At 34.3% G+C, this 19,024-nt stretch carries 10 protein-coding genes; 6 read left to right on the plus strand and 4 right to left on the minus strand.

The window, feature by feature from the left end:
- Nucleotides 1-327: 327 nt before the first annotated feature.
- On the minus strand, nucleotides 328-2,229 hold the full coding sequence (htpG, locus tag RMN97_RS07605) for a molecular chaperone HtpG (RefSeq protein ID WP_309613922.1): 1,902 nt from the start codon (nucleotides 2,227-2,229) through the stop codon (nucleotides 328-330).
- Nucleotides 2,230-2,417: 188 nt separating this feature from the next.
- On the opposite strand from htpG, the gene RMN97_RS07610 reads away from it, so the two are divergent.
- The 4 genes from RMN97_RS07610 (at nucleotide 2,418) to RMN97_RS07625 (ending at nucleotide 5,720) form a co-directional block, all read left to right on the plus strand.
- Nucleotides 2,418-2,888 (plus strand): lipocalin family protein, encoded by a 471-nt coding sequence (locus RMN97_RS07610; protein ID WP_309613923.1) that lies wholly within the window; start codon nucleotides 2,418-2,420, stop codon nucleotides 2,886-2,888.
- A gap of 13 nt (nucleotides 2,889-2,901) precedes the next feature.
- Nucleotides 2,902-3,597, plus strand: a complete 696-nt coding sequence (locus RMN97_RS07615) for an OmpA family protein (RefSeq protein WP_309613924.1) — start codon at nucleotides 2,902-2,904, stop codon at nucleotides 3,595-3,597.
- 141 nt (nucleotides 3,598-3,738) lie between these two features.
- Nucleotides 3,739-4,410, plus strand: a complete 672-nt coding sequence (locus RMN97_RS07620; protein ID WP_309613925.1) for a TetR family transcriptional regulator C-terminal domain-containing protein — start codon at nucleotides 3,739-3,741, stop codon at nucleotides 4,408-4,410.
- The gene (locus RMN97_RS07625) at nucleotides 4,410-5,720 is read left to right on the plus strand and encodes an AarF/ABC1/UbiB kinase family protein (RefSeq protein ID WP_309613926.1); all 1,311 of its coding nucleotides are present in this window, start codon (nucleotides 4,410-4,412) and stop codon (nucleotides 5,718-5,720) included. Before RMN97_RS07620 ends, RMN97_RS07625 begins: the two co-directional genes overlap by 1 nt.
- A gap of 66 nt (nucleotides 5,721-5,786) precedes the next feature.
- Here RMN97_RS07625 and RMN97_RS07630 read toward each other — a convergent pair whose 3' ends face one another.
- Nucleotides 5,787-9,458, minus strand: a complete 3,672-nt coding sequence (locus RMN97_RS07630) for a hypothetical protein (RefSeq protein WP_309613927.1) — start codon at nucleotides 9,456-9,458, stop codon at nucleotides 5,787-5,789.
- Nucleotides 9,459-9,639: 181 nt separating this feature from the next.
- Here RMN97_RS07630 and RMN97_RS07635 point away from each other — a divergent pair, with 181 nt between their 5' ends.
- Nucleotides 9,640-10,563, plus strand: a complete 924-nt coding sequence (locus RMN97_RS07635) for an ABC transporter ATP-binding protein (protein WP_309613928.1) — start codon at nucleotides 9,640-9,642, stop codon at nucleotides 10,561-10,563.
- A 45-nt stretch (nucleotides 10,564-10,608) separates the two neighbouring features.
- Entirely contained in the window at nucleotides 10,609-11,613 is a 1,005-nt protein-coding gene (locus tag RMN97_RS07640) for a beta-ketoacyl-ACP synthase III (RefSeq protein WP_309613929.1), read from the plus strand.
- 54 nt (nucleotides 11,614-11,667) lie between these two features.
- Here RMN97_RS07640 and RMN97_RS07645 read toward each other — a convergent pair whose 3' ends face one another.
- On the minus strand, nucleotides 11,668-14,085 hold the full coding sequence (locus RMN97_RS07645) for an outer membrane beta-barrel family protein (RefSeq protein ID WP_309613930.1): 2,418 nt from the start codon (nucleotides 14,083-14,085) through the stop codon (nucleotides 11,668-11,670).
- Between the two features lie 123 nt (nucleotides 14,086-14,208).
- Nucleotides 14,209-18,822 carry a choice-of-anchor L domain-containing protein gene (locus RMN97_RS07650; RefSeq protein ID WP_309613931.1) on the minus strand — a complete coding sequence of 1,538 codons (4,614 nt, stop codon included), beginning with the start codon at nucleotides 18,820-18,822 and terminating at the stop codon, nucleotides 14,209-14,211.
- Between the last annotated feature and the right edge of the window lie 202 nt (nucleotides 18,823-19,024).

Consider the following 19,024-nt stretch of genomic DNA (forward strand, 5'->3'; position numbering starts at 1 on the left):
ATCTAAATTTTTCATCTATTTTTTTAGTTTAAGATTAAAAAATATCAACAATCCAACGATTGTCGGTGGCCACAAACCAATAAAAACAGCTTTTTCAAAATTTTCTTCAACAAGATAAATATATTCTGAAATGAAAATAAGAATAATTACAACTGCCAAAATAAATAATTCTGATTTTTTAAATTTGTCAAACATATTTTTTAACTAAAAAGTTATTTTTGCTTAAATATAAAACAATATATGTTTTACTTACTAATTAATTTAAAATAGTAAACAAAAAACCCTGCAAGTTTGCACTCACAGGTTTTACTTATCTCTAATCTCTTTTTACTTAATTAGCTCAAAACTTCTCTTCACAAAAGCAGTCAACTCTTCACCTTTCAATAATCCTTGAGAGATTTTCGCTAAATCTAAAGCTTGTTTTACCAAACCTTCCTGAGCTGATTTGTCGGAAGTGTTTAGGATTGTTGTTGCCAATTCTGAATTGGTGTTAACAACCAAATTATACATTTCGGGAAAATTACCCATTCCGAACATTCCGCCACCGCCAGATTGACTCATTTCCTTCATTCTTCGCATAAATTCCGGTTGCGTGATGATAAATGGCGCTGCGGTACTGTCCATAGGTTCTAATTGAACCGAGTAATTTGCTTTTGGTACAATCTCTTCTAAAACAGTTTTCAGTTGCGTTGATTCATCTTCCGATAATTTAGAAATCTGAGTTTCCTCTTTCTGAATTAGTTTGTCAATATGGTCAGAATCTACACGAACAAAAGTCACGTTCTCATTATCGCTTTCCAGTTTTTGAATCAAATGTGATACAATTGGTGAATCCAATAACAACACTTCATATCCTTTTTCTTTAGCAATTTCAACATAACCGTGCTGTGCATCTTTATTGGAAGCATATAACACTACTAGTTTTCCGTTTTTGTCGGTTTGGTTTTCAGTAATGGCTTCTTTCAATTCTGCTAAAGTGTAATACTTGTCATCAACAGTTGGATACAAAATAAAATCTCCTGATTTTTCATAGAATTTTGGTTCGGATAGCATGCCGTATTCCAATACAATTTTAATGTCGTTCCATTTTTGCTCGAAGTCTTCACGGTTTTCAGTGAATAATGATTTCAATTTATCAGCCACTTTTCTAGTAATGTAATTCGAGATTTTTTTCACATTACTATCAGCCTGTAATCCAGATCGCGAAACATTTAGTGGAATATCAGGTGAATCAATTACCCCTTTTAGCATGCCTAAAAACTCGGGAACAATTCCTTCTACGTTATCAGTAACAAAAACCTGATTTTGGTACATTTGGATTTTGTCTTTTTGTAGCTGCAAATCGGAAGACATTTTTGGGAAATATAAAATTCCTGTCAGGTTGAACGGATAATCCACATTCAAATGAATATTGAATAACGGATCTTCAAATTGCATAGGATACAATTCGCGATAGAATTCCTTATAATCTTCATCAGTCAAATCAACCGGTTGTTTTGTCCAGGCCGGATTTGGATTGTTGATGATGTTATCCACTTGCACTTCAGTGAAAATATTGTCTTTGTCTTCTTCGGCAACAGATTCTCCTTTTTTCTGCTCAATTTTTTCTGTTCTTGTTCCGAATTTGATTGGAATCGGCATGAACTTGTTGTATTTGGTCAACAATTCACGTATTTTGAAATCTTCTAAAAACTCTAGAGAATCTTCTGCAATGTGAAGGATGATTTCGGTTCCTCTTTCGGTTTTGTCAGATGGAACTAAAGTAAACTCTGGACTTCCGTCGCATGTCCAATGAGCAGCTGGTTCGTCTTTGTATGATTTGGTGATAATTTCCACTTTGGAAGCTACCATAAATGCGGAATAAAATCCAAGTCCGAAGTGACCAATGATTCCTGAATCTTTGGCAGAGTCTTTATATTTTTCAAGGAATTCTTCGGCACCGGAGAAAGCAATTTGATTGATGTATTTCTCAACTTCTTCGGCAGTCATTCCTAAACCTTGGTCGATGAGGTGGAGTTTTTTGCCTTCTTTGTCAATCTTGACTTCAATAATTGGATTGCCATATTCGACTTTGGCTTCACCAATGCTTGCTAAATGCTTTAATTTTAATGTAGCGTCGGTTGCATTTGATACTAATTCACGCAAGAAAATTTCGTGGTCATTGTATAAAAACTTCTTTATCAGTGGAAAGATGTTTTCTACGGATACATTGATTTTTCCTGTTGTCATATTTATGTTTTTTATGTTAAACGATTTTGAAGCTTGACTATTCAAAACTAATACCAATCGTAGGCTTTATGACAAATTGGCGTAATAACAATTCTACTGTAATTCTGTAACAATTCTACAATATATTGTAAAATCCAAATTAAAAATCGGCGTATATTTGTAATAACTAATTGTAAATTTTAATAGGAATGAAAAAAATTATTTTAATAAGTGCATTATCACTTTTGATTTTATCATGTAAATCAAAATCCGCTACTGACACCAAACTGGATTCTAAAACACAGGTTGCGATGAAAGGAAACTGGACCGTTACTTCTGTTACTTATCCTAATTCAAATATGATGAAAGTAAACTCTTTTGAGTTGGCTGACTCGCAATGTTTTGTAGGAAGTAAATGGAAATTTGTTTCAAACAACAACAAGGGGAACTTCTCACTTAACAGCCCAAAATGTACTTCTTATAGTACACCAATTACTTGGTTTGTCAATAAAGATGGGCAATTTGTTCTCAAAATTTTAGATGAATCAAAAGCAAGAAAAGTAAAAGATGGCTATGTTTTAAAAGTAGCCAATCTAACAGACAATTCTTTCCAGCTTATTGACCAGATTGATGTTCTTGGAAAAGCAACAGATGTAGTTTACCAATTCAGTAGAAATTAAATTTAAAATCATTATGAAAAATATAAAAATAGTTGCTTTAGCAAGTCTTTTCCTTTTAGGAAGTTTCTTCACGGGTTGTGAAGCTGTAAAGAATACAAATAAAACACAACGTGGTGTGGCGATTGGTGCCGTTGGAGGAGCAGTTCTAGGTGGAGTTTTAGGTAATAATATTGGTAAAGGAGGAAATGGCGCACTTGGTGCTGTTCTTGGTGGTGTAATTGGTGGAGTTGCCGGTGGTGTAATTGGGAACAAAATGGACAAACAAGCTCGTGAAATTGAAACGGCTTTGCCTGGTGCACAAGTGGAAAGAGTAGGAGAAGGAATTAAATTAGTATTAGGTGAGAATTCAGTTCGTTTTGATACGAATAAATCAACTTTGACTTCAACAGCTAAAGCTAATTTGGATAAATTGGTTGCGGTTTTTGATCAATATCCAGACACCAACATTCAAATTTATGGCTATACTGATAGCACTGGAACACCTGAGTATAATCTAACATTGTCAGGACAAAGAGCTGCTTCAGTTAAAAATTATTTAGCAGGAAAAGGAATTAGTTCTTCTCGTTTCACTACAACTGGTTTAGGAATTGCTGATCCAGTTGCGAGTAATGAAACTGTGGAAGGAAGAAGTCAAAACCGTCGTGTCGAATTTGCTATCACTGCCAATGAAAAAATGGTTCAGGATGCTCAAAAAGAAGCTGGGAAATAATTCTGGTTTTAAAATATTCAAAAAGCGTCCATTTATAATGGACGTTTTTTTTTGCACAAACTTTAACAAAACTTTTTGTTTAAACTTTTACAATAATGATTAAACAATTTGTAACTTTACAGTCCAATAAATAAAGATAGTATGGCAACACCAAAAACAACACAAGCAAAGAAAAAACACTTAGATGATCTTCAGATTATTTCGTTGTATATGAATGATGTTTTAGAAATGAATGAAGCGCCCAAAAACGTTTTTATTTTTTGCAAGAAGCACACTATAGAAGAAAGTGATTTCTACTCTTTTTTTGGTTCGCTTGATGCACTAAAGAAAGATATATGGTTGAAGTTTTTTGAAAATGCAGTAGCGACTATTGAAAAGGAACCAACTTTTGATACCTATTCTGATAAAAATAAATTACTCACTCTATATTTTACGTTGTTTGAAATACTCACGCTTAATAGAAGTTATATCCTGTTTTCTTTAAAAGAAAATAAGGAAGGGCTAAAGAATTTAAAAAGTTTGTCCACTTTTCGAAACCATTTTAAAGAGTATATCGTAACTAAAATAAAGTCAAAACCCTCAGAGCCATTCGGGAAAGTAGCGAAAGTAACCGAACCCGTTTTCTCTGAAGGTGCTTGGCTTCAGTTCTTATTTTTATTGAAATTTTGGATGGATGATACATCAAAAGGTTTTGAAAAAACGGATGTTTTGATTGAGAAATCAGTGAATACTGTAGTTGATTTATTAGATACAAAGCCTTTAGAGAGTTTATTCGATTTGGGAAAATTCCTTTGGAAAGAAAAAATGAAATAATGAAAACATTAGATAAAATTCCAACAGGAAAATTAGAACGCGCTGGGCAATTAGTCAAAACCGGAATTAAAGTAGGTGGAAACTATGTTGCCTATTATGGCGAAAAAATGGTCAACCCTAATCTGAATCGAGACAAATTAAACGAAAACAATGCCGAAGATATCTACGATGGTTTAAAAAACCTCAAGGGAAGTGCTTTAAAAGTAGCTCAAATGCTTAGCATGGATAAAAGCATTATGCCACAAGCGTATGTCGATAAATTTTCGTTGTCGCAATTTTCAGTGCCACCATTGTCAGCGCCATTGGTTCGAAAAACATTTAAAAAATATTTAGGGAAATATCCTGAAGCTATATTCGACACCTTCACTCCGGATGCCACGAATGCTGCGAGTATCGGTCAGGTACACAAAGCAACCAAGGATGGGAAAAATTTTGCTGTGAAAATCCAATATCCGGGAGTGTCGGATAGTATAAGTTCTGATTTAGCTTTGGTAAAGCCTTTTGCAACAAGAATGTTTAATCTGAAAGGCAAAGATTCTGAGAAATATTTCAAAGAAGTAGAAGACAAACTACTAGAAGAAACCGACTATGTTTTAGAACTAAAACAAAGTTTAGAAGTCTCAGCTTTGTGTGGAAAAATTGAGCAATTGCGTTTCCCAAAATATTATCCTGAATTATCATCTGAAAAGATTTTAACCATGGAATGGATAGAGGGCGAGCACCTTTCTGAATTTACTGCACACAATGAAGATAGAGTAAAAAGCGATAAAATAGGGCAGGCGCTTTGGGATTTTTATATGTATCAAATGCATCAATTAAAGCAAGTGCACGCCGATCCGCATCCCGGAAATTTTTTGATTGATTCCGATAGCAATTTGGTAGCTATTGATTTTGGATGTATGAAACATGTTCCAGAGGAATTTTATGTTCCTTACTTCGAATTGGCAAAACCTCAAATTATTGATAATCCAGAATTGTTTGTCGAAAAATTATACGAATTAGAAATCTTGAGAGCAGATGATTCTGAAAAAGAATTAGCCTATTTTACCAAAATATTTCATGAGTTACTTAGTTTGTTTACCAAACCATTTCATGATAATTATTTTGATTTTTCTGACGAAGACTTTTTTGGAAAAATTGCTGTAATGGGAGAAGAGTTTGCAAAAGATTCGCAATTGCGAAAAATGAATGGTAATAGAGGTTCAAAACATTTTTTATACATCAATAGAACCTTTTTTGGACTCTATAATTTATTGCACGATTTAAAAGCACGAATTGACACCAAGTCATTCGAAAAATATATTGCATAATAATAAATTTGTTATTGGTTAGGTTGATAAGAGCGATTCTTTGTATATAAGTTTCGCTCTTATTTTTTATCTAATTTGTTTTACTTCAAAAAAAGTTTTTCCTGGAAAAGAATCAATAGTAACTCCAGATTGGTAGTTTTCAGCAAATATTTCTATGTATTGTCCAGCATTTAGATAAACAATACAATTTATATTTCTGGAAACATATCCTACATTATAATGATTTCCCGTAGTTTGTTGGTATAAAGCACCATTTTTATATACACCTATCGAGTAGAATTGTGTGTTCCCTTGATTGTCTGTGTGATAGCCGGCATTTACTTCATAATATCCAGCTTTGGTTGCTACAAATCTATTTGTACCCGTATTATATTCTGTGTTTATATCGAAAACTACAGTATCAAAATTTAATTTTTCCCAACCACTTGTACCAAGAGATTGTCCAGCACTTAAATTTGTTCTAACAACAGAAAGCGTGTTGTTTGGCAATGCCCAAGAAGCATTTCCTGTAGCATCACTTTGTAGAACGTAATTAGCAGTAGCGCCAGTAGTCATTTGGAAATCAGTAGTTTTTGTTTTGCCATTTACTTCTAATTTATTTCCAGCCGAAGGTATTATTCCAACACCAACATTAGTTCCGTCGTCAACCATTATACCATCAACCAAAGTAGTTCCATTCCATTTTGGTACTACACTTGAAGTAGTAGATGAAACTTGAGGGTCAGTTTCTGTTATAGACAATGTTGTTGGATTTACCCAAGAGGCATTTCCAGTAGCATCACTTTGTAAAACATAATTAGCAGTCGCGCCATTTGTCATTTGAAAGTTTGTAGTTCTTGTTTTTCCCGAAACAGCTAATTTGTTTCCAACCGAAGGTGCAATACCTATACCAACATTTGTTCCGTCATCGGCAATAACACCGTCAATAAGAGTTGTTCCATTCCATCTTGGAACATAGTTTGTTGTTGTTGAAGTAACTTGTGGATCCGTTTCGGTAATACTTAAAGCGGAAGGATTTACCCAATTTAATGTTCCAGCGTTATCACTTAGTTGAAGAACCTGATTGATTGATCCTGTTACAGTTGGAAAAAAATAACCGCTTGCTGCCGGATCTCCAATTTGGAATGTACTATTAGTTCTTAAAATCCTCGCTGGACTAAACTCTCCATAAATTAACGAAGTGGCTGGCGTCGTAGCACTGTTGGAGATATATAATTTATCGTTAGCCGTTGTTTCCAATGACCCCGCTTGATAACCCAAAGCTACATTTCTGGCTCCGGTGGTAATTCCGCTCAATGAACTGTATCCTACCGATGTGTTATTCGCTGCAGTACTTGCTACAAGTGCGTTAAAACCAATAGCAACACTATTGGAAGCACCGGTGGTAGCACTTAAAGCATTAGCCCCGACTGCGGTATTATTTGCTCCTGCTTGTTGTCCAGCATTAAAACCAATAAGCGTATTGTTTGATGTTGAAACATTAAATCCAGCTTGATGTCCAAGGGCAGTGTTGGAACCACCCGTAAAGTTATTATTTAAAGCGGTATAGCCAATAGCAGTGTTGCTTGCGCCACTAGTATTATTGTTGGAGGCTCGGTAACCAACGGCCGTATTATTACTAGCTTGGTTGTTGAATAAGGCAGAAAAGCCAACGGCAGTTGTATTGGCAAAAGCAGCACCAGAACCAAACTCCGCTTGGTAACCTACAGCTGTATTGCTGGATCCTGTATTTCTACCAAGAGCATTATCTCCTATGGCAGTATTGAAAGTTGAATTATTGGCAGTCAACGCGGTGTAGCCAAGTGCGGTATTACCAGTTCCCGTTGTGTTTGCAGTACCCGCCTGATAGCCTATGGCAGTATTTTCTGTACCAATACTATTATTCATCAAAGCTTGAAATCCAACAGCGGTTATATTACTTGAGGTATTATTGAGTAAAGCCTGATAGCCTACCGCAGTGGCATTATTAAAAGTTCCAACAGCATTTAAGGCACTATGACCAATTGCCGTATTTGCTGAACCTGTCGTTTTTCTTTCCAGGGCATTGACTCCAACTGACGTATTTTGAAATCCACCTGTGTTTGCTTTTAGAGCTTGGTAGCCTACTGCTGTGTTGTCTCCCCCAGTGTTATTTGCTGTTAATGCAATAAAACCTACAGCTGTGTTTCCTGTAGCCGCAACATTGGCAGTCAAAGCATTATAGCCCATTGCCGTATTACCAGTTGTAGTATTCAAAGCCAACGCATTTGATCCAATAGCTGTATTCTGAGCGCCAGTTGAATTTGCAGCTAAAGCACTTTTTCCAAGAGCTGTATTTGCCGTTCCTGTTGTATTTGCTGCTAAAGCACTAAGCCCTACAGCCACATTATCGGTTCCAGTACTAAGCGTTAAAGCATTATTACCAAAAGCAGCGTTATTTGTAGTAGCTCCTGCAGAAAGCGCTCCGACTCCAAAGGATGTACTTGTAGCACTCAATTTCCCCGCGGCTAAATTACTTCTTCTAAAAGCTACATCAACTGCATCTGTTGTTCCTAAAAAATTTGTGGTACCAGACAATCCTGAATTTCCTGTTATTGACCAGTCAGATGAGGCTGAAGCCCAACTTGTTGCGCCAGCACCATTAGTTTGTAATACTTGACCATTTGTTCCTCTAACAATTGGTAATGAATAACCTGGCGCAGATGCAGGATTGTTAATTTGCAATGTTCCATTAACTCTGACAATTTTATTGTCAAATTCACCATAAATTAGTGCATTTGAAGCATCAGCATTTGTATTTGCAATATATAATTTATTACTTCCTGTTTCGTTATAACCTGCCTGATAACCCAAACCAACATTTGATCCACCAGTTGAATTAGAGTAAAAACTTTGGTATCCTAGAGCAGTATTGTTATTTCCTATTGTGTTGGATCGTAATGCAAAAACTCCCGAAGCAGTATTATTATTCCCCTGTGTATTTAGGCGTAAGGAACTTACCCCAATAGCGGTATTTTGAGTGCCAAGTGTATTTGCAGTAAGGGCTCTGTCTCCTACCGCAGTATTAAAATCTGCAGTACTAGTTGTCAGTGCATTTCTTCCTATTGCGGTATTAGAATTATTTGAAGCATTAGAAAATAATGCACCGACACCTACAGCAGTATTTTCTATCCCGCTTGTGTTTGATGCTAATGCTGCATCCCCTATAGCAACATTTATACTTCCACTCGTATTTCCTGTCATTACATTTGAGCCAATAGCAGTATTTCTATATCCAGTTGTAGAGTTAAGTAATGAGTTTGCTCCAAAAATTGTGTTTTTTACATTTAATGTGCTTGGAGTTGCTCCGATAGGATTTCCTATGTATCCAGCACTTACATTAAATCTTTTAAAAACAATATCCACATCATCCGTTGTTCCAAAGAAATTTGTAGCACTGCTTGTTCCTGTGTTTCCGGTTAGTGACCAATCTGTATTGGAGCCAACAGCTAATTGAACCCAAATAGAACCATTCCAATAATAATAGCCATTTGGTGCAAAACCAGAATTGTAAACTAATAATGAAGTTATCGGAGAAGTGATTATTGACAAATCAGTAGCGCTAACTAAAGGGATTCTTGGTATTAATAGACCACTATTAGTTGAGGTAATATCCAACATAGAAGAGGCATTGGGAGATGTAGTTCCAATACCAACTTGGGCATGCAACGAAGTTATTACTATAAGTAAAAAGGATGTTATGTAGATTTTCAATTTCATAAAGCACTCTAAATTAACCGACAACGGGCAGGTAAAAGTAAATCTAATTTCATAAAATGCATAACAAAATCTGATAAAATATACCAGCAGTATTGAAATGACGTTGAGAATCATATTTAGTTTATCAAATATATTTTTTATTTCATTTAAGATTACTCAATTTTGTAAATTAATTAAAGCTATGCTAAAAGTTAGAAACATTTCATTTTCTTACCAAGAAAAGCCAACCATCAACGCCATTTCTTTTGAATTAAAAAAAGGAAAAAACTTGGCAATTATTGGAGAAAGTGGTTGCGGGAAGAGCACTTTGCTTAAACTTATTTATGGTTTGTATGACTTAGATGAAGGGCAATTATTTTGGAATGATACCGAAGTTTTAGGACCAAAATACAATTTAATTCCCGGAATGGATTTCATGAAATATCTGGCACAAGATTTTGACTTAATGCCATTTATTACCGTAGCCGAAAATGTTGGAAAATACCTTTCGAACTTTTATCCTGAACAAAAAAGTGAACGTATTGCTGAACTATTAGAAATCGTCGAAATGACGGATTATGCCAATATAAAAGCAAAAAATTTAAGCGGCGGACAGATGCAGCGTGTAGCATTAGCTAGGGTTTTGGCACTTGAGCCTGAGGTTTTATTGTTGGATGAGCCTTTTAGTCATATTGATAATTTCAGGAAATACAGCTTGCGTCGAAAACTCTTTGGGTATTTAAAAGAAAAACAAATCACCACTATTTTTGCTACTCATGATAGTTCGGATGTACTTTCTTTTGCAGATGATGTTTTGGTTTTGAAAGAGGGAAAACTCATAGAAGAAGGAAATCCAAAAAGCATCTATGACAATCCAAAAAATAAATACATAGGGTCACTTTTTGGCGATGTAAACGAAATAGAATTTGACGGGAAAACAGAACTTATTTATCCAAATCAATTGATGATTGTCGAAAAATCAAAGCTTAAAGTTTTAGTAACTAATACTTATTTTCTGGGAAATCATTATCTTATTGAAACGATTCATAACAATAAAAACATATTTTTCGAAAGTGAGGTTGAAGTTTCAATAGGCAGTGAAATTTACTTGAAAAAGAAGCCTTAAAAATGTTTAATTTAGCATAACGTTTTTAACAATTAAATAAAAATTATGTTTCATTCAAAAATATCAGGTTTAGGATTTTATGTTCCCGATAATGTAGTTACCAATGATGATTTATCCAAAATAATGGATACGAATGATGAATGGATTCAGGAGAGAACAGGAATTAAGGAAAGAAGGCACATTGTTCGCGGCCAAGATACGACAACCTCAATGGGTGTAAAAGCCTCAAAAATTGCTATTGAACGCTCCGGAATTTCAAATGATGATATTGACTTTATAGTTTTTGCCACCATTTCTCCAGATTATTATTTTCCTGGTCCAGGCGTTGCTTTGCAAAAGGAATTGGGTTTGAAAACCATTGGAGCTTTGGATATTCGTAATCAATGTTCGGGTTTTGTTTACGCATTGTCTGTTGCGGATCAATTTATCAAAACCGGAATGTATAAAAACATTTTGGTGGTTGCTTCCGAAGTACAGTCACTAGGATTGGATATGACTGATCGCGGTCGTAGTGTTTCAGTTATTTTTGGAGATGGAGCTGGAGCAGCGGTTTTGAGTAGGAGCGATGACGATAGCGGAATTCTTTCTACACATTTGCATTCAGAAGGAGAACATGCCAAAGAATTAGCGGTTTTAGCTCCGGGTATGGGAGGAAGATGGATTACTGATATTTTGGCAGAAAACAACCCGGATGATGAGAGTTATTTTCCCTACATGAATGGGCAATTTGTTTTCAAACATGCTGTAGTTCGTTTTAGTGAAGTGATTAACGAAGGATTGCAAGCCAATAATTTAGAGATTTCCGATATTGATATGTTGATTCCACATCAAGCCAATTTGAGAATTTCACAGTTTATCCAAAAGAAATTTGGGTTGAGTGATGATAAGGTTTTTAACAATATTCAAAAATACGGAAATACTACAGCAGCTTCTATTCCGATTGCTTTAACCGAAGCTTGGGAACAAGGAAAGATAAAGAAAGGTGATACAGTTGTCTTAGCTGCTTTTGGCAGTGGATTTACCTGGGCAAGTGCTATTATTAAGTGGTAATCTTAGTTCTTATTAAAATAAAAACCGAAGCTTCTAACTTCGGTTTTCTATTTTTTACATCATCCCACCATTATTTTGGGTTTCATTTTTATCTCTTTGTTTTCTTTGTAATGCCATATTTTTTCCGCCACCAAATCGATAGTTAAACCCTAAATAGACTGTTCTACTCTCCCAGGTGAAACCTCCAACTTGCTTATAAGGTAAATCTCCATCAAAACTGAAATTTATAGTTTTGAAGATATCACTTGCTCTAGCACTTACAGTTCCTTGACCTTTTAGGATGTTATAACTAGCACCAATATCAGTTTTATAACTTCTTTTTCTCAAGAATTGTAATCCTTGTTCTTGTCCGCGATACATTTCAAAAAGTTGAAAGCGGAGATTTTTTGTAGCTTTGAAAGTGTTGTTCATTCTTGCATTGAAAACAGAAATATCTTTTTCAATAAACTGGGAAGTAACGGTACCTCTAATTTTTCTAAAATAGATATCTGTCCCAAGATTGGCACTCCACCATTTGGTAAAATCTAAATTTCCCGAAATTTCTGCACCATAGGAACGGTTGTCTTTAAAATTAGCATACGATAAAATATTTCGGTTACTATTAGTAGGATCAATTTCTACCAAACGAGTAATTTCACTGTTTATTACTCTATAAAAAACTACAGTAGATATTGAACCAATTTTTGTTTTTCGAGTGTAATTTAACTCAAAAGAATTGGTAAACTGTGGTCTAAGATATGGATTTCCAACAGAAATAACTGTCGGTGTACTCCATTCTCTGATAGGGTTTACTTGTCCAATACTTGGTCTATCAACTCGTCTTGAGTAATTAAAATTAAAGGAATTATTATCAGATAGTTTATAAGAGATATAACCACTTGGGTATACAGTATTTATTTTGTCGTTGAATTTTTTTGTGATAATTTCTGTTGTATTTCCATTTCCATTTTCATCATTGCTATCTACAGCATTGAAATTGGCATCAGCGGTATAGTTTTCAAAACGACCGCCAACTTGAAAACCCCATTTTGTCCATTGTTTGCCAAAGGTTGTGTATGCGGAATTAATTTTTCTTTCATAGTGAAAGTCTGAATTATAAGCCAAATCTCTATTAAAAGTGTTATTCGTGTTTTCTATGCGTGTTTCTAACCCTATTTCTAGTTTTGAATTTTCTGGCAATGGATTTGTATAATCTAAATTGATTTTAGTGTTGTTATTGATGTTGTTAATATCATTTGGATTAAGTGTTTCTGCTGAATTGGAAACGATACTAAAAAGAGAATTTTCATTGGCTTTGTTTCTATTGAAATTGTATTCTAATTCAATATTTTCGCCTTCTTTTTTAAATTTATGTTTAAAATCTAGATTATAAGTTCCGGTCGTATTTTTATTGTGACTAGAATTAGTTTGATAAATATCCGGAATTGATGTTGGGACATAATCTACAGCTACCAAGCTATTACCACTTGAAATAAATAAATTTTGATTCGTATAAATAGATAAAGTATTATAGTCATTCAAATAATAATCAACACCAATCTTATACAAGTGAGAAGTATTTTTGTTTACAAAATCCATTGCAATAAATTTTTCAGCATTGGGTTGAAAACTGTGTATGTTTCCATGATTAGTTTGGATACCGTGATTAAAACCATAGTTGGTGTAAAAATTAAATTTTCCAACTTTATAATTCATATCAAAGGAAGCATTCGCTTTTGGAGTTATTCCAAAAGTTACCCCATTATTAATACTGGCATTAAAACCTTGATTAGCATTTCTGTGTAACACAATATTAATAATTCCACTCATTCCTTCTGGGTTATATTTTGCCGATGGATTAGTGATTAACTCAATTTGTTTGATTGAAGAAGAAGGAATTTGCTTCAATAATTGTGATGGGTCAATGTTTGTAGGTTTTCCATCAATTAAAATTCGAACATTTTCATTTCCTCTTAAGCTGATGGCATTGGTTTGTGGATCTACACTTACAGATGGTATATTATTCATGATTTCACCTGCAGTTGCGCCCGCAGATATCAAATCTTTACCCACGTTGATGATTTTTCTATCTATTTTTTGTTCGTAGGTTGATTTTTCTTTTACAATTTCTACTCCTTCCAATTGAATTGCATCTTCTTGGAGTGAAATCGTATTTAAATTTATAGTTTTATTGGTTGTCAAATCTACAGAGACAGTTTGTGTTTTGTAACCCATAAACTGGAACTCGACAACATATTCTTTTAGTTCAAGGTTCTTTATTGAAAAACTTCCATTGTCTTGTGTAATTCCTCCGGTGATAACTTTTCCGTCTAATTTAACACTAACATTAACATAAGAAATGGGTTGTTTTGAATTTTTGTCGATTACTTTTCCTGAAATACTTCCCAATGCAAATGTTCCTTGATTTGAGTTTTGAGCTTGCATAAAAGAAATGGTACTTAATAGGCTAAGTAGTAAAATTTTAAACTTCATTTTGTATTGATGATTATTTATTTGATGCCTAAGTAGACTTTAAAAGCTTTAATTTGTTACAAATTTTAATAAAAAAAACTCCTGAGTAGATTAGGAGTTTTCATAGAGTAGGTTTTATGTAGATTATCGCTTCATGGCGAAATGGGCTCTAAATTCCTGAGCTACTTGATTTTCATCGATATAGGAAACACTAAACCAATAATCGTCAGACGGCATTAAGTGACCATTATAGGTTCCGTCCCAACCGCTATTATTCGGTTTTATTTGAGTAAGTATTTTGCCATAACGATCATAAATTATAATGCTAGCACTTGATTGACCAGATAGATCTTCGATATTCCAAGAGTCGTTGTAGCCGTCACCATTTGGAGTAAAGTATTTAGGATAGTTTACAACCAAAGCTTGAATAGACGTGCTTCCACAACCATTTTTGTCTCTGACGGTTATGGTATGAATTCCTGATGGAACATGTTCAAAAACATTACTGTCTTGAAACGTACCATTATCTAATTGGAATTCAAAATTATTTCCTTGACCAGTTGCCGTTACTGTAATAGATTGGTTATCTGCAAAATCTTCACTAACCTCGTAGGTTACTATGGCTGGTTCAGATGGAGAAACAGTAACATTTACCGGTTCTGAAGCACAACCTGTAGCGTTAATTGTAGCAACTAAAGTAAATACCCCAGGTACAATTGCCTGATAAGTGGTTGCTGTACCAACTGTGTTTCCGGTTTCATTTGTCCAAACAAATCTATGTGTAGCGGTTGGCAATCCACTATACATAGTATAGGCATTTAGTAATGTTCCGGTTTCACTATCTATACAAATTATTCCATCAATAGGTGTTGGTTCGGGAAGTTTATTTACAATAATAGTTATCGGTTTTATATCATAACAATTTGGCGCCAATGAATTACTCACTCGAGTGTAAACAAGCGTTTGGATAGAGGACTCTACCGGGTTTAATGCAGTCGTTGCGTTTGCCAAACTTTCATAATAAGTGACACTAAATTCACTACCTGTTTGAGTTCCAAGAATTGTGGCTGATAAAGTTGACAAGTTAAAATTTGTTATTCCGTCATTAGTGCCATCTAAATCACATGTAGTTCTCAAACTTACAGGAACTGAATTCGCAACAGGTGTATCAATAATAGTAACTGTAAATGAGGTTTCATCACTGCATTTAGGATTAAACGGTGATGAACCATATATGTAAAATGTCATAGAAGTATTAATAACAGTACCTGAAGCTAAATTTGTTCCTATACCATTCGGACCTGTAAAATATCTACCGACAGCCAAAGTTGGTAAAGTATAACTTTCGCATGTAGTAACATTTGGTAAAGTATCAACATTAAAAATAGTAACTGTAAGACGTCTTTCACTTGAACAATCAGGTGAAGTTGCAGTATGTGCATAAATATATAGTGTCTGTGAAGAAGTCAAAACATCACCTGCGTGTAATAAAGTTCCAGATGCATTTATATCAGTATAATAATCCCCAATAGCGAGTGGAGGCAATGTATAGGAATTACAAACTTGGACATTGGCAATAGGAGGAATTACTGGAGTGCTATTAATAGTTACTGTAAATGAGCTTTCATCAAGACAGGAAAAAGAGGTTCTAATTAAAGACTCTTTGAATATATATATTGTCTGATTTGAATTAATTAGTGTGTTAACAGGAATCTCTGTTCCAGTGCCAGTTGGTCCGCCTGTTGCCGTATAATAGCGATTATTAGCTGTTAAGGCAGGTAAATTATAACTATCACAAGCAGTAACATTTGGTATCGAATCTGCTGTTGTTGAAAAGATGTTTATTTGAAAAGTATTTTGAATACTACATGCTGGAGTAGTGTTTGAAATAGCATAAATATAAATTAATTGAGAAGAAGTTATAACAGTATTCGGTGCAATTAATGTTCCAGTTGCATTCGGTCCAGTGTAATAATCTCCAACAGTTAAAGGAGTCAAGACATATTGGTCGCAAATATCAATATCAGATCGAGAATCAATAGCTGGTATTGGATTAATCGTAACAGTAAAACTATTTTGATTAAAACAAGTTGCATTTAGTCTTTTAAAGATATAGATTGTTTGGGTTGAAAGAATAACATCACCAGGATAAAGCATTGTCCCTGTTCCTTCAATATCTGTAAAGTATTCTCCATTTGTTAATGACGGTAGAGTATAAGTTTCACAAACAGAAACATCTGATAAAGTATCAATTTGCGGTTGAGCAAAAGTTAATGTGAAATGTAAATCATCAGTACAATTGTTTGATCCACTTGTTGTTTGTGCATATATGTAAATGGTTGAATTATCATTTATTATTGTTCCTGATGGAATTAATGTACCGGTTCCGGTAGGCCCAGTATAATAGTTTCCTATAGGAAGTGCGGGTAAAGTATAGCCATTACATTGTGAAATGTCTACGGGTTGTGGCATTCCAATATAAACATCAAAAATATCTTCATCACTACATGGTGTTGTCCCACTTGTAGTAGCGTAAACATATATAGTTTGGCTTGTTGATATTGTAGTTCCTGCTGCTAATTGCGTTCCGGTTCCACCACCTCCGGTAAAATAATTTCCTAGTGGTAATGCTGGCAAAGTATAAGAAGTACACTCCAACACATCAGGTCTAGTTCCGACTTCAATATTTGGAACAATTGTGACAGTGTAACTAGAATCTACTACACATAAAGGAGGAATTGTGGTTGTAAAATAATAATAAATAGTTTGCGACGCTGAGATTACTGTACCCGAGGGGATTTCTGTGCCCGTTGCACCTGGTCCAGTGTAGTATTTCCCATAGACTAAAGGAGGCAAGTTATAACTTCCACAACTTGTTACATTTGGAGGTGTTAATGAAGTATCATCAACAATCGTTACTTTAAAAGAACTATTAGCCCCACAAGTACCTGGCCCTCCTGGCTGATTAAATATGTATACAGTTAAAGTTTGTGTAATTGCAGTGCCAGCAAATAAAGGTAATCCATTCCCATTAGAGCTAGTAAAATAATTCCCATTAGTTAAAGGTTGCAATATATAGCTTGTACATACAATCACGTCTTCCAAATCATCAACAACTGGGAGCGGACTAACAATAAGATTAAAACTTGTAATACTAAAACATGAGGAATCACTAACATTTTGCACTCTTACATATATGGTTTGACCAAAGGAACTGAAAGAGGTTGTAGCAGTTATAGGGCTAATTGCGTTGTTTGCATTATTTAGAGAAGTGTAATAAGTAACATTATTAATAGTTGAGGATTGACCATTTAAAATCTGGGCTTGTTGTGAACTAAGATTAAAACGAGCCCTAAGTTGAACTTGATTGATAGCACATGATATTAAATCTGGAGCAGAATAAGCAACAGGGCCAGGTGACACAAGTAATTGAAAAGATTTAACAATATAACAACTACTATTTGGCAATTGAATTCTAACATATATTGATTGTCCACTTGCACTATTATAAAGTAAGGGAAGTGGATTTATATTATTATCAGCATCATTTTGAGATATAAAATAAGAAACAATAGTTGATGTATCTAAACCTTGTTTTACTCTTGATGTATTTAAATCTAAATTGTAAGTATAGGAAGAAGCACCAGAATCACATTTATAAATGGTATTCGGATTTGGAGATGTTATTTGAGGGTAATATTCTATAATAACTGAATCTGTAACAGGAAGACATGTACTGAAAATATTAGTATAAGTTACCTCATAAGTACCAGCTTGACTAACAGTTAAAGTTGAACCAGTTTCACTTGGCAAAACTACACCATTTTTTTTCCAAGCAAATGTATGATTAGTAGTGCTTAAGCCAGTGTCTAAATTATGATTTGTACCAAAACATAATGCATTTCCACCAGCAATTGTTAAATCTAAACCTAATACGTCTTGACCAATATTAAAACTGTCAGAAGAAATAAATATTGACGAATCTGACTGTGGATCTGATCTATCTGCAATTACTAATTTAATATGATAAGGAACACCAGCAGTTAATGAAGAAGCTGCGGTTAAAACTTTAGTTTGACCATTAAAATTAGTAGCTGAATTAGCAGCACCTGAACCACCATTAAAACTTCCAAAATAACTGGCATTTACTGATGGGCAAGAAGAATTATATAAAAAATCTCTAATAGTTACAACCGAGATAGGTGAAGTTGTACTAGGAACAACAGCCAAATTTGTTGTTACTCCAGTTGTCATATTAGTCAACAAAAAGGCAAAAGCATCAGAATATAAACATTGAAAATTTCCATATTCTTCAGAACCAAAAATAAAATCGAAACTGAAATTTGGAGAAATTGGTGTAAAATCAAATTCTAAAACAGAAGCATTTTTAGATGTCATAGGAATTCCAGCAGCTGCCAATGTTGCTTCTAAACTTGAATCACCTGGCCAAGATGTTGAGCCATCATTTAGTATAGTAGTATTTGGTCCGACAGCATTTAATGCGTTTCCGGTACTTAATACTACACCACTTTGCATTGGAAAGTTTGGATTTGTGTTTTGGAAAAAACCAATTCCATTCGAAGAACCAAAATTAGTTCCCGTGCTCCATGTTACATTAGTTGCATTGACGCAAGGGGAATTAATTAATACATTGTTTACCAATTGAGGTACTGTGTAACTGGTTGTACTAACCGTGATTGGTTGGGAAAAACCAAGCGCAGTGAGCATGATTGAGGTTAAGAGTAATAACTTTTTCATAATCTGGGGATTTTGACACAACAAATATTGACAGAAACATCGTTAAAATGCAAATAATATCGATAAAAAGCATAATATTTTTATTTTAAAACATAAAATACTTACAAAAAATATTTTTCTTATACATTTAATCACACTTGTTTTATAAATTGCTCTAACTATTAAAATTATCTTGTAATGTTTATCTTTGCCAACTTAAATG

Origin of the sequence: Flavobacterium sp. (genome assembly GCF_031381455.1) — a bacterium.
Classification (GTDB): Bacteria; Bacteroidota; Bacteroidia; order Flavobacteriales; family Flavobacteriaceae; genus Flavobacterium.

Excerpts from the sequence above, each read along its gene's own strand:
- RMN97_RS07635 (WP_309613928.1), top strand. The coding sequence starts at position 9,640 with ATGCTAAAAGTTAGAAACATTTCATTTTCTTACCAAGAAAAGCCAACC.
- RMN97_RS07615 (WP_309613924.1), top strand. The coding sequence starts at position 2,902 with ATGAAAAATATAAAAATAGTTGCTTTAGCAAGTCTTTTCCTTTTAGGA.
- RMN97_RS07625 (WP_309613926.1), top strand. The coding sequence starts at position 4,410 with ATGAAAACATTAGATAAAATTCCAACAGGAAAATTAGAACGCGCTGGG.
- RMN97_RS07650 (WP_309613931.1), bottom strand. The coding sequence starts at position 18,822 with ATGAAAAAGTTATTACTCTTAACCTCAATCATGCTCACTGCGCTTGGT.
- RMN97_RS07630 (WP_309613927.1), bottom strand. The coding sequence starts at position 9,458 with ATGAAATTGAAAATCTACATAACATCCTTTTTACTTATAGTAATAACT.
- RMN97_RS07645 (WP_309613930.1), bottom strand. The coding sequence starts at position 14,085 with ATGAAGTTTAAAATTTTACTACTTAGCCTATTAAGTACCATTTCTTTT.
- htpG (WP_309613922.1), bottom strand. The coding sequence starts at position 2,229 with ATGACAACAGGAAAAATCAATGTATCCGTAGAAAACATCTTTCCACTG.
- RMN97_RS07610 (WP_309613923.1), top strand. The coding sequence starts at position 2,418 with ATGAAAAAAATTATTTTAATAAGTGCATTATCACTTTTGATTTTATCA.
- RMN97_RS07640 (WP_309613929.1), top strand. The coding sequence starts at position 10,609 with ATGTTTCATTCAAAAATATCAGGTTTAGGATTTTATGTTCCCGATAAT.
- RMN97_RS07620 (WP_309613925.1), top strand. The coding sequence starts at position 3,739 with ATGGCAACACCAAAAACAACACAAGCAAAGAAAAAACACTTAGATGAT.